The organism is Polynucleobacter sp. QLW-P1DATA-2, assembly GCF_001870365.1.
In the GTDB taxonomy this organism is placed as follows: domain Bacteria; phylum Pseudomonadota; class Gammaproteobacteria; order Burkholderiales; family Burkholderiaceae; genus Polynucleobacter.
Genome location: NZ_LZMQ01000009.1, coordinates 1 through 12005, shown reverse-complemented (window position 1 = coordinate 12005; position 12005 = coordinate 1). Strand labels below are relative to the sequence as shown.

At 45.2% G+C, this 12005-nt stretch carries 10 protein-coding genes and 1 tRNA gene; 5 read left to right on the top strand and 6 right to left on the bottom strand.

Annotated features, from left to right (window positions below):
- The first annotated feature begins 66 nt into the window (after positions 1 to 66).
- A complete protein-coding gene (locus A9236_RS09840; RefSeq protein ID WP_071465896.1) occupies positions 67 to 1293 on the top strand; it encodes a patatin-like phospholipase family protein in 1227 nt (408 codons plus the stop codon).
- Positions 1294 to 1351: 58 nt separating this feature from the next.
- Here the strand turns inward: A9236_RS09840 and A9236_RS09835 are convergent.
- A tRNA-Ser gene (locus A9236_RS09835) sits at positions 1352 to 1441 on the bottom strand.
- A gap of 168 nt (positions 1442 to 1609) precedes the next feature.
- Here A9236_RS09835 and A9236_RS09830 point away from each other — a divergent pair.
- Together A9236_RS09830 and A9236_RS09825 are read left to right on the top strand one after the other, a co-directional pair.
- Complete coding sequence (locus A9236_RS09830) at positions 1610 to 1867, top strand: type II toxin-antitoxin system Phd/YefM family antitoxin (protein ID WP_071465897.1); 258 nt, start codon at positions 1610 to 1612, stop codon at positions 1865 to 1867.
- 8 nt (positions 1868 to 1875) lie between these two features.
- Positions 1876 to 2295, top strand: coding sequence for a type II toxin-antitoxin system VapC family toxin (locus A9236_RS09825; protein ID WP_071465898.1), 420 nt, complete (start codon positions 1876 to 1878; stop codon positions 2293 to 2295).
- Here the strand turns inward: A9236_RS09825 and A9236_RS09820 are convergent.
- Entirely contained in the window at positions 2292 to 3425 is a 1134-nt protein-coding gene (locus tag A9236_RS09820; protein ID WP_071465899.1) for an NAD(P)/FAD-dependent oxidoreductase, read from the bottom strand. The two genes, A9236_RS09825 and A9236_RS09820, sit on opposite strands and share 4 nt — an antisense overlap.
- A 100-nt stretch (positions 3426 to 3525) precedes the next feature.
- Here A9236_RS09820 and pgi point away from each other — a divergent pair, with 100 nt between their 5' ends.
- Positions 3526 to 5016 carry a glucose-6-phosphate isomerase gene (gene pgi / locus A9236_RS09815; protein WP_071465900.1) on the top strand — a complete coding sequence of 497 codons (1491 nt, stop codon included), beginning with the start codon at positions 3526 to 3528 and terminating at the stop codon, positions 5014 to 5016.
- A 41-nt stretch (positions 5017 to 5057) separates the two neighbouring features.
- On the top strand, positions 5058 to 6443 hold the full coding sequence (locus tag A9236_RS09810) for a phosphomannomutase/phosphoglucomutase (RefSeq protein WP_071465901.1): 1386 nt from the start codon (positions 5058 to 5060) through the stop codon (positions 6441 to 6443).
- Between the two features lie 16 nt (positions 6444 to 6459).
- Here the strand turns inward: A9236_RS09810 and A9236_RS09805 are convergent, their stop codons facing one another.
- From A9236_RS09805 to A9236_RS09790, 4 genes are all read right to left on the bottom strand, one after another.
- Positions 6460 to 7050, bottom strand: a complete 591-nt coding sequence (locus tag A9236_RS09805; protein WP_071465902.1) for a hypothetical protein — start codon at positions 7048 to 7050, stop codon at positions 6460 to 6462.
- A gap of 19 nt (positions 7051 to 7069) precedes the next feature.
- Entirely contained in the window at positions 7070 to 7666 is a 597-nt protein-coding gene (locus A9236_RS09800) for a hypothetical protein (RefSeq protein ID WP_071465903.1), read from the bottom strand.
- Complete coding sequence (locus A9236_RS09795; RefSeq protein ID WP_236638862.1) at positions 7663 to 8493, bottom strand: peptidylprolyl isomerase; 831 nt, start codon at positions 8491 to 8493, stop codon at positions 7663 to 7665. The genes A9236_RS09800 and A9236_RS09795 overlap by 4 nt, the downstream gene beginning before the upstream one ends.
- Positions 8494 to 8545: 52 nt before the next feature.
- The coding region (locus A9236_RS09790; protein WP_143070633.1) for an S-layer family protein at positions 8546 to 12005 on the bottom strand (3460 nt) is incomplete at its 5' end.

Genomic DNA, 12005 nt, shown 5'->3' with positions numbered 1-12005 from the left:
CAACGATGAGAGCCTTATCAAAACCCCAACCCTTACAATTCACAGAATTAATATTGATAGAACATCATGCGCTTACACCACCTTATTATCTATGCTGCATTCTTGGCCTCTCTATTGGGATGCGCCGCTTTAGAGCGCAAAGCAGCCGTTCCAGCCCAGTCCTTAAATAAAGCCCAAATTGCTGGTTTGCCCAGCGTCCGCTACCTGATATCAACGCAAGCTGGCGTTGATTCCCTGGTGCAGGATGTCGTTGCACTTGAAGCATCCCGTGGTACAAGTGCTTTTTCTGGTAATGCTAACTACTTAGCCCTCTCAGGCGGCGGTGACGACGGTGCATTTGGTGCCGGTCTCTTGGTAGGCTGGTCAAAACAAGGTTCGAGACCTGCCTTTAACCTAGTTACTGGCATTAGCACAGGCGCATTGATCGCTCCATTTGCTTATCTTGGTAAGGACTACGACCCCATTTTGCAACAGGTCTACACAAACATTAATCCAAGGGATGTTTATATTGAAAAAGGAATTCTTTCTGGCGTCTTTAGTGATGGCCTAGCCGACTCCACCCCGCTCTATCAATTAATCTCCCAATATATTGATACAAACTTTCTGAAGCAGGTCGCCTACGAATACAACACCAATGGTCGCTGGTTACTCATTGGCACAACCAATATTGATGCGGGCCAGCCCGTGATTTGGAATATGGGGCGCATTGCCACAATCGGCAGCCCTGAAGCGGTTGAACTTTTCCGCCGCATTATGCTGGCATCCGCATCGATTCCAGGAGCATTCCCGCCGGTGATGTTTGATTTCCTCTTGGATGAACAAGTATTTCAGGAGATGCATGTAGATGGTGGCGCCAGCACACAAGTCTTCTTGTATCCAGCGTCAGCAGCTAGCAAAGCAGATGCGCTTGGTATTAAACGTCGCATCAATCGTCAAGCCTACATTATTCGCAATTCACGCCTTGATCCCCGCTGGAGTGAAACTGAGCGTCGCACCCTAAGCGTTGCTGGTCGAGCGATTTCCCAGTTAATTCAAACCCAAGGTATAGGCGATTTGTATCGCATCTATAACACCGCCAAGAGTGACAATGTGGGATTTAATCTAGCCTATATTGGCTCTGACTTTAATGAGCCTCACAATGAGGAATTTGATACCAAGTATATGAATGCCCTCTTCCAGTATGGCTATGATCACGCCATCCATGGATACCATTGGAGCAAGTATCCGCCTGGGTTCAAAGGCGCATTTGATACTGATGGCGAAAAGATGACTCTCAAAAAGTCAGCTAATTAATATTTGCGTCTCTAGAAAATAAAAAAAAGCCCGTAAGGGCTTTATCTATATACATCATTGGCGGAAGAGGTGAGATTCGAACTCACGGAGGACTTTCATCCTCGCCAGTTTTCAAGACTGGTGCATTCAACCGCTCTGCCACTCTTCCTTTGCGATTTCAGTCCTAGATTATAAGGAATTCGGTGAGCCACTACTTAAAAATGCAATAAGCCCCCTTCTAAAGATTGCTTCCATTGGCTTAAATACTCTATGTGCACCAACCGATATAGCCTTTTCTCTGATAAACTAGTCAGAAAACTAGTCAGGAGTACGGGTGATGAATAAGCACTGGGCAGTTCAAGATGCCAAAGCAAAATTTAGCGAGTTACTAAACGCCTGCCTTGAAGAAGGTCCACAAGTGGTTACTAAGCGGGGGCATGAAGCAGCCGTATTAATCACCATCCAGGAGTGGAATACATTGAAAAAGTTAGCTAAACCTTCTCTTAAATCGCTTTTGCTTTCAGAGCAAGCCAAGGGTGACCTAGTGCTGCCAAAGCGTGGCCAAGGTGTATTTCGAAAATCCATCAAACTGTAAGACTGCTCATGTACTTACTAGACACCAATATTATTTCAGAACTACGTAAACCAAAACCGCATGGAGCAGTATTAGAGTGGTATGAGAACATTTCAGATAATGATCTTTATATTTCCGCAGTCTCGATCGGTGAAATTCAAGCAGGCATTGAGTTGACTCGTGAGCAAGATAAAAATAAAGCAGAGTCTTTGGAGAGTTGGTTGCAACAAGTTTCAAATGCACATCATGTCTTACCGATGACGGGATCAACCTTTAGATTGTGGGCAAAGCTCATGCATAAAGAAAGTAATACCGTTTGGGAAGATGCCATGATCGCAGCGACAGCTATTGATCAGAAACTCATTGTGGTCAGTAGAAATATAAAAGACTTCAAACGATTTAAAATTAATTTACTGAACCCATTCGAATATCGAGCTCAAGTAGATTAAGACCTCTTAATTAAACCTTCTAAATGCTTGGCAATAGCTAGGCTGGAGGTTAATCCTGGGGACTCAAAGCCATATAGATTAAAGAGTCCTTCCAGGCCATGGTCCTTGGGCGCATTGAAGCAAAAGTCCCCTGCAGGCGCGTTTGGCGGAACTATCTTTGCCCTCACCCCAGAGTAATCAGGTTGCAATGCATTGTCCTTAAGGCCTGGCCAATAGCGTCTTACGGCCTCATAGAAACCTTCGCCCCGCTTTGGATTTACGGTGTAATCAATTTGGCCTTCCTCATCGATTTCAAGCCATTCGACGTCGGGTCCAAACTTGGCCTGCCCACCCATATCCAAAGTAAGATGTACGCCTAGACCACCAGGCTCTGGAATGGGATAAATCAAATGCTTGAACGGTGATTTTCCAGAAAGAGAAAAGTAATTACCTTTAGCAAAATAGGCTTTGGGGATTTGATCCTCTTTCAATCCTTCAATTTTTTTCGCAATGGCTGGTGCACTCATACCTGCGCAATTAATCAGCAGCTTGGTTTGAATCTTCAGGCCATCTGCGCCACCGATCTTTAATTCAAATCCGTCTTTAGCGTTTTCGCCAATGGGCTTTGCACTAATGAGCGGCGATTGATAGGCAATCATTCCGCCTGCGTCCTCAAAACCACCCAAGAGGGAAAGCATATAACCATGGCTATCAACGATTCCCGTCGAGGCCGAGAGAACCGCTGCCGCACAATGGAGCTCAGACTCCATTATTTTGGCTTGTTCACCAGTAATCATTTTGATTTCTGGAACTTGGTTTTGCTGCGCCTTGTAAAGAATGGCCTGGAGATCATCTAACTGAGATTCGTCGCTGGCAACGATCAATTTTCCATAAGGCTGAGTAGCAACATGGTGAGTGCGGCAATACTCATAGAGCATGCGATTACCCTCTACACAGAGCTTGGCCTTGAGTGAGTCCTTGGGGTAATAAATGCCAGCATGAATCACTTCACTATTACGGGCACTGCTTATCGTGCCAAAAGCACTTTCCCGTTCAAGCAAAATCGTTTCACGGCCCTGCAAGGCCATTTCTCTCGCAACAGCTAGGCCGACGACCCCAGCACCGATGACGACACAGTCGACCTGATCCATTTATCTGCCCAAGCCTTGAATGATTGTTACTTGCATCCCGAAATCGTAACATTTTCATTGTTTTAGTGGGTTTTGGGGTACTTATTGATAAAATCTATCAATGTCCTCTAAACCAGCTGAAGAGCATTTGAAAACCCTATTTAGCGCCCAAGATATCGTTTTAGATAGCGCTTATCAAGGCATTGATGCTGCCAGCTGGAAGTCCCTCTTTGCCCAAGCCAAAGAAGCTAAATTAGAGCAATTTATTGCCGACCTATTTGCTGGCAAGCCGGTGAATAACTCTGAAAACCGTCCTGCCCTGCACTCTGCTCTGCGCAACCTTGACCAATCTCCCGTATTGGTAAATGGCAAAGATGTCATGCCGGATGTTGCCCAAGTTTGGCACCGCATTGAAGCTCTATGCAATAAGTGGGTCGGTGTCACCGATGTCATTCACATTGGTATTGGTGGATCTGATTTTGGTCCCCGCCTCGCCATTGAGGCTTTAGCCCATGTACCCGATATTGAAAGCCGCGGGATGCGCATGCATTTCTTGGCCAATATCGATACCGCTGATTTAGCTCGCATATTGCAACGCGCTTTACCGCATAGCACTAAAGTCATTATTGTTTCGAAGTCATTTACGACGCTTGAGACCAGCATGAACGCCAAAGCGGTAGTGAAATGGCTTAAAAATAATGGCCTTACCAATAGTCAAGTCAGTAAATCACTCTTTGCAGTAACAGCAAACGTTCCTGCCGCTGAAGAATTTGGCATTGAGCAAGATCATATCTATCCTTTCTGGGATTGGGTCGGCGGTCGTTACTCCGTTTGGTCTGCAGTTGGATTACCAATTGCCTTGCAATATGGATTTGATACTTTCAAGAAGTTCCTAGCTGGCGCTCAAGCAATGGATCAGCACTTTGAGTCTGCGCCTCTAGAAGAAAATCTGCCGGTGATCATGGCGCTCAGCCTGCTCTATCAGCAGGAGAAACACAACATCAAGTCATATGCTGTGATTCCGTATGCGGATGCATTGGATTGGTTTCCAAAGTGGCTGCAACAGCTGGATATGGAAAGTAATGGCAAGAGCGTCGATCGTGATGGTAAGCCAGTAAAGTTTTCTTGCCCAGTCGTATTTGGTAGCTCTGGTAGCAATGCTCAACACTCCTACTTCCAACTATTACATCAAGGTACAGAAATCATTCCAATAGATTTTATTGCGGTTCGTGAGCCGATGAGTCATTTGCCAGAGGCAAAGGCGCATCACCGCATTCTATTGTCCAACCTCCTGGCGCAAGCCCAGGCGCTGGCTAATGGCAAGAAGACTGACAACCCGAACAATACTTACCCCGGTAAACGCCCTAGCAATCTACTCATTCTGCCTAAGCTCAATGCTTTCTATCTAGGCGCACTCTTGGCGCTGTATGAGAATCGCACAGCTGCACTGGGCGCTCTGTGGAATATCAATAGCTTTGATCAACCCGGTGTTGAGCTTGGCAAGGTACTGGCTAAGCCAATTGAAGCTGCCCTACGGAATAATGGCGTGGTACAGGCAGATGCAGGTATTGACGAAGTGACAGCCGCTCGCATTAACTTATTTAATCAATAGCTTTAAAGATCTAGCGTCAGCTAGACGCCGAAAGAAAACTCATGCAACTCTCTCCATCCATTTTCAAAGCTTATGACATTCGCGGCATTATTGATGAGACTGTAGATCCATCGATTGCCAAACTGATTGGCCAAGCATTTGGTACGGAGATGCGTGAACTCGGTGAAACGGAAATCGTCATCGGTCGCGATGGTCGTTTATCAGGCCCAAGCTTGATTGAGGCTTTAACTGAGGGTTTGTTATCAACTGGTATTAATGTGATTGATCTTGGAATGGTTGCCACACCAATGGTGTACTTTGGCGCCAACCAGATACTCAATGGCAAGAAACCCAAATCCGGCATCATGATTACCGGTAGCCACAACCCCCCTAACTACAACGGTTTCAAGATGGTTCTGGGTGGCGCTGCAATCTATGGCGATCAAATTCAGGCTCTGCGTAAACGTATTGAGGCAAAGCAATTTTCTACAGGTCAAGGCACTAGAAGCACCTTTGATATTTTCCCAATGTACTTAGAGCGCATTGTGAGCGACGTTAAGTTGACTCGTCCAATGAAGATTGTGGTTGATTGCGGCAATGGTGTTGGTGGCGCATTTGCCGGCAAACTCTTTAGAGCCCTCGGCTGTGAAGTTGAGGAACTCTTTTGCGAAGTCGATGGTCATTTTCCGAACCATCATCCAGATCCAGCGCATATTGAGAACTTGCAAGATCTCATTAAGAACCTGCAAACTACCGATAATGAATTAGGCCTCGCTTTTGATGGCGATGCCGATCGTTTGGGTGTGGTTACAAAAGATGGTCAAGTGATTTTCCCTGACCGTCAAATGATGTTGTTTGCCAAGGATGTTCTCTCTCGAAATCCTGGTGGTCAAATTATTTATGACGTGAAGTGCACCCGCAACCTGGCTAACTGGGTAAAGCAGCATGGTGGCGAACCCTTGATGTGGAAAACGGGTCACTCTTTAGTGAAAGCCAAACTCAAAGAAACTGGTGCACCCCTGGCCGGCGAAATGTCAGGCCACATCTTCTTTAAAGACCGTTGGTTTGGCTTTGATGATGGTCTTTATACGGGAGTACGTCTTTTGGAGATTCTGTCCAAAGAGAAAGATCCAAACAAAACGCTCAATGACTTGCCAAATGCCATTTGCACGCCTGAATTACAACTTGCGTGCGCTGAAGGTGAGCCTTTTGAATTACTTGAAACCATTAAAGCCAATGCCAAGTTTCCTACTTCGGAATCCATCAATACCATTGATGGTGTGCGCGTGGAATATGCCGATGGATTTGGCTTGGCTAGACCATCAAATACTACACCGGTTGTAGTGATGCGCTTTGAGGCAGATAGTGAACAGGCTATTGCTAGAATTCAAGCAGAATTTAAGGCGGTCTTGTTGGCCGCTAAGCCAGAGGCAAAGCTACCGTTTTAAAACCTCAATACCTCCATTAATGAATAGAGGTATTTTTGGTGGTTTGAACTTCTAAAGACTGATTATCAGAGCTTGGGTTCGTGGCTTGCAATACAGCTTCACCCCAACCCGCTTGTTGGCGTAGCTGATCGAGCAAAACACACATTGTTTGCAGTATATTTCCTGCTAGTTTGAGGTTGATATTAGCGCCTCCTGGAAGAGCGAAGTCGATAGATAAATTGTCGTCAATTTGCCCATCCTTCACATCTGCTAGATGACCTAATTTTTCGCCCTTCTGAGTGAGAGCACAGGTTACATCCAGTACTAAGATAGGATCAAATCCAAGCGGAAAATTGAGTCCCGCTTCATAAGGTGATGTCGCCATATTTTCTTGCTTTGCGGATTCTAAAATAGCTTCTTTTTCAAACTCAGTGAGTGCTTTTGCGGCACCTGGTGAATGGGTTTGCTCTAATTGTTTAGCCAGTAAATGGGATGTCGCTGCGAGAATAAATAGAGTGGTTCTGCGCGTAAGCCAGAAGCGATACTCTTCCTGACTTTGCGTATTAAACCGAAACAAGATTCGGTCCTCATTCGGAAAGTAGCTTCCGTTAAATTGTTTAATAGTCATTTCAATTTACATTCCATGATTAAATCGAAATATCTTTTGAGTTCGACTTTGGAATAGCGTTTTGCGGCGTACCCGGAGGTTGATTCGGCGTGACTCTAGGGACAATTTGCAGAGGCGGCACAATGATGATTTGAGGCGGTTTTTGCTCCCTCTGTTTACTATTGGCAGCCTCAGTTAGGACTCGATCAATAGCGGGCTTAGCCCCCAACAAGCTAAAGCGCGTCACTGCAAAAGCGCCCGATTGAAGGGCAACTGCAAAACCGATACTTTCTCCCGCTTGTGTCGCCTGCAGCACGGAATTATATGGAGTTAGTATCTGAAATGCATTCCCATTGATGGGAGTACATTCCATCGTTAAGGCTGTTGAAATGCTGGGACTATTCATCAAAACAGAATATTTGGCGCCAGGCGTGCAATTAAGGTTTTGATGCAAGTAAAAAAGGCATTGCTCATTCGAGCAAAAAGTTCCAAAGGAAGTGCTTGCATCAGCAATGGTGTAAGCCTCATTCGTTTGACCGCCCATTTCTGCGACCCAATTTTGATAAGCGAACTTTTCCCCTGCGTTAACGAGACTGACGCTCAAATAAAAAATAATGGCAGCCAATAGCTTTTTCATTGAACAATCCTGGAGGATTCGCGCAGACGCTTTAAGGTTTCAGTAAGATATTGCTGAATGATAGCCTGCTTCAACTGATTTTTTGAAGCCTCAAAATTTGGGATCTTGGCAGATCGTGTGTCATCCACTCGCATAATCACCCAGGCATCAGAAATCTTAATGGGGACCTTGCTATAAGCACCCTTACCCAAGGTGCCGACAACATCAGCTATTGGGGGAGCTAGCTGCTGAGGACTCACCCATCCTAAAACACCACCTTGTGATTTGGTAGCAGCATCTAGCGACACCTCTTTAGCAACTTTTGCAAAAGAATCACCTGATTGCAATCGACTAATCACTGCAATCGACTCGGATTCAGATTTAAGTACGATTTGGCTTATCTTGTATTGAGTAGCCGAATCAGAACCATTGCCAAGGTATTGCTTTTGCTTGTCATATTCTTCGCGTAGCCTCTCATTGGTAATCGGATTTTTCTTTAAATAATCCTCAATAAAAGCTTGAAGATAGAGATTCTGGCGCAGTTGGGTTATTTGATCCTGCAGATCGATTCCCTGTTCAAGGCCTTGCTTAACCACCTCTTGCGCAATCAATTGGCGATTGATTAACTCATTTTTAATGGCATCGCGTAGTTGGGGCGTATCTTTTTGGCCCTGGGCTATCGCAGCCTGCAGATTAAGTTCAAATAAGCCTTTGCTAATGGCAAATCCATTGACTGTTGCCACAAACTCAAAGTTATCCGGCGTAGCATTCGCATGATTCAAGGCAATAAAACACCCAGCAAGAGGAAACCATAATGAGAGGGCCGACCTTAAGGAGCAATATTTCATTAAATTTTTCATAAAAAACATACTACTTGATGAGCTAACTCATGCTCCCTGCTTAGAGAGGATTAACTTTTAGGCAATCGTCAAGATCTGTAGAGCAACTCGAATCGGGACTTGTGACAGTAATTGCGCCAGAAGTACCCTTACCATCTGTGTAAATTAACTCTAAAGTTTTACCTAAATCAATTTGACTCATTAAAACTCCTGAAGTGATACCCTCTCTAATTATTGGAAGAGTCAAGCTAGGTGAAGCAGTTACCCCAGAATTCACCTCAAAATTAAATGCCCCACTAGATAATCCAACTAAAGAGCCGCCATTGAGGTTGAAAGTCACTGGAGCAAGAGATGAAATACCACCTCCAGAAGCGGCCCCAAGATTAAAGGAAATTACCCCACCATTAGTTGTAAAAGATTGTGGCGCGTTTGGCAGCAATGGATCACCCAAATTCATGGCATTAGTAGTGTAGGTCTGATTACCAGCAGTGTTTACAGTAGACAACACATTAATATTGCCAGCACGGGTTGTCTGATCTGGAGAAATATCTGTTAATAGTGCATTCGTTTGCTTTTGCACACCAGTAGTAGATATCAAACTTGCTAATGGATTTAATGCTCCCACTGCTCCCACATATGTAATGAATGGATATGCGGGATCGTTAGGCGCTACCGCTACCGTAGAAATTGCCTGAACTACCAGATTATGGGTATTTGCCAATTCATCATCTACTGCCTTTTGGAAAACAATACTTGGGTCTTCGGACAACAAGATGCGGGTACGTCCATTGTTACCATTATCGCCAATATAAACATGGCCGTTGTAGCTTTGAGGGCCAAAGGTAGTAATGTTTCCCCTGATGAAAATGGTGTTAGCAGCAACATTTAAAGTGAAGATATTGTGCTCCTGGAAATACGTACTGTTGTAGGCAATATGATTTCCTTGAGTATCAATATTGGGCGTACCCACCGTATTATTAAAAGAGACCGAGCCATTAGGCGCGCTGATTGCCAGGGACTGTTGATTATTTGCCAGCAATCCGCCATTAAAGACAATATTTCCAGAGCCAGATTGCAAGCTCATCAGGTTGCCACCAACCAAAGTGACGGATCCGTTATAGGTTTGGTTATTTAAGCTGTCTACGCTCGTTGCCAAACGAATTGCGCCATTGGTAGTCAGGCTTGGTAATTGAACGCCGGCATTAATAGATAAAGTACCGCCATTCGAGTTGATTGGGCCGCTACCTAAGGCGGCGGGATTATCGACAATGATGTTCGATGCATTGATGTTAGTACCGCCACTATAAGAATTAGCCCCTGCAATCGTGAGTGTGCCAGCTCCAGATTGATTCAGTGAGCCCGTACCGGATATCACGTTATTCAAAGTGAAATTACTTGCGCTAGCAAAGGACAAGGCACCATTGTTAGTGATGGTGCTAGTCGGCAACAAGTTGGTTAACGCAGGAGTATCAAATATAACTGTACTGCCTACCGGAATCACTACATTGGCCACGTTATTGAGCGTTGGAATCGCCCCACCCATCCAGTTACTTGCGTTAGACCAGTTACCGCCAGAGGCCCCCATGTAAGTAACCGATGACAGCTGAGTGATTGCGCCGGTATTGCTAATAATTTGTGGACTACTTAAGCTGTAGTTACCAGAGTCATTACCAGCGCTAGTGCCAGTTAATGAGACGCTCAAGGTGATAGTTTTATTAACGCCAACATTAGGATCATTAAAGTAGCCAGCACCCACCACGCTCACCTTATCTCCACTCAAAACGGCGGATAAAGTTGGGTTGGTATTTAAAGTATTGCCAACAATTGCGCTGCTACCGTTGTAGGTGCGGCTAATTCCAGTAATACCCAATTGATCGCCAGTCAAAGGCTTAGGTGTCACAGTTAATGAACCAATAAATTGGGTGCCCAAGAAATTAGCACCAATCGGAGTAAATGAGTTAGCTGCAATGTTATAAGCACCCACTATCACATTCTGAGAACCGCTTAGGGTAGCGCCAGAAGGAGCAATCGAGAATGTGGCACCACCACCCGCTCCATCACTAACAGTAATAGGGTTGGTGCCGCTTGTAGTTAATGGAATTGGGTTTATAGATGGATTTGTGCCGACTGTGCCCAAATAGACTGGAGTGGCGTTAGTTGAAGGCAAGTATTGAGCAGTCAAGCTGTAGCTTGGAGCAGATCCATAAGCGCTTGAGGTCGGAGCAACAGAAACGATTAAGTACTGCGCCGGCACAATTGTGAAGGTGGCAGCTTGGTAAGTAATTTGATAGTTACCGTTCGTTGAACCATTAGATCCATATCCAGTTGGCGTCAGAACATATGATCCTACTGCGTTATTGCTGGAATCACTGCGCACATAAGTTGGGCTACCGGATAAGACGGTCAATGGATTTTCACCATTCACCATACCCTTGTAGATAACGCCACTGTATCCGACTGGATCAGTGATTTGACCAACAAATTTAGCTGAATTGACCGCGGCAATAGTCAGTGGCGAAGGCGTAATCTGACTGGTAGTAGACGGAGTTAAGGAAACGTTGTAATTAGAACCATTATTGCCGTCACTAATAGCGGCAGAAAGCAATATCACTTGCTTATTGAAGCCTACATCTTTACCGCTAGTGGTATTTGGGGTGCTATAGAACACCACAGATGCAGTAGTTACCGTATCGCCACCAACTAACTGGGAGGATAAGTTGGCCAGATCAGAACTAGTCATCGTATAGTTGTAGCTACCATCATAAACCTTATTAATCGTAGGCGCAGTCAAGGACACGGATAGTGGCGTTACAGAAATATGGGTATTAGCTACGCTTAATGGGTTGTAATTTGATGTCAATACGGATCCATTAGGACTCAGAACTAAGCCATTGACACCAGCTAACTGCTGATTCGTTTGTACATTCTTAGATCTCAAATCAGCCGTACCAGAGATAGAGAATGTCTCCCCATTAACACCCGTCGCCACTAATGAACTCGCCGAAACTGAGGCTGTGCCGTTATAAATCAAATTACCTGTAACGTTGAGATTGGCCTTACCGATAGTCAGGCCACCATTGTTGTAGACCACGTTGTAGTTTGAAGCCAAGGTACCAGTGACTGGAGATACTGCTAAGTTATCAGCGTAAGCCGTATTACTTGCATTGGTACCAGTAGCGTAGCCGCTGATCGTAAAGTCATCACTGCCCTGACGGCCAACGATGCTAGCAGCACTATTGGTTTGAGCACTGCCGTTATAGGTCACGTTGGTGTTTACACCATTGACGGTTAAGGTGGCCTTACCGATGGTCAGGCCGCCATTGTTATAAGTGACGTTGTAGTTCGAGGCTAAGGTGCCACCGACTGGGGTGAGCGCCAAGTTATCTGCATAAGCAGTGGTATTGGCGTTGGTACCAGTGCCGTAGCCGCTGATCGTAAAGGCATCGGTAGTGCCTTGGATACCAAGGATAGAGGCTGCGCTATTAGTTTGAGCGCTACCGTTGTAGTTCACATTGGTATTG

Bases quoted from the DNA above. Each gene is read 5' to 3' on its own strand.
- A9236_RS09840 (WP_071465896.1), top strand. From the start codon at position 67: ATGCGCTTACACCACCTTATTATCTATGCTGCATTCTTGGCCTCTCTA.
- A9236_RS09830 (WP_071465897.1), top strand. From the start codon at position 1,610: ATGAATAAGCACTGGGCAGTTCAAGATGCCAAAGCAAAATTTAGCGAG.
- A9236_RS09825 (WP_071465898.1), top strand. From the start codon at position 1,876: ATGTACTTACTAGACACCAATATTATTTCAGAACTACGTAAACCAAAA.
- A9236_RS09820 (WP_071465899.1), bottom strand. From the start codon at position 3,425: ATGGATCAGGTCGACTGTGTCGTCATCGGTGCTGGGGTCGTCGGCCTA.
- pgi (WP_071465900.1), top strand. From the start codon at position 3,526: ATGTCCTCTAAACCAGCTGAAGAGCATTTGAAAACCCTATTTAGCGCC.
- A9236_RS09810 (WP_071465901.1), top strand. From the start codon at position 5,058: ATGCAACTCTCTCCATCCATTTTCAAAGCTTATGACATTCGCGGCATT.
- A9236_RS09805 (WP_071465902.1), bottom strand. From the start codon at position 7,050: ATGACTATTAAACAATTTAACGGAAGCTACTTTCCGAATGAGGACCGA.
- A9236_RS09800 (WP_071465903.1), bottom strand. From the start codon at position 7,666: ATGAAAAAGCTATTGGCTGCCATTATTTTTTATTTGAGCGTCAGTCTC.
- A9236_RS09795 (WP_236638862.1), bottom strand. From the start codon at position 8,493: ATGAAATATTGCTCCTTAAGGTCGGCCCTCTCATTATGGTTTCCTCTT.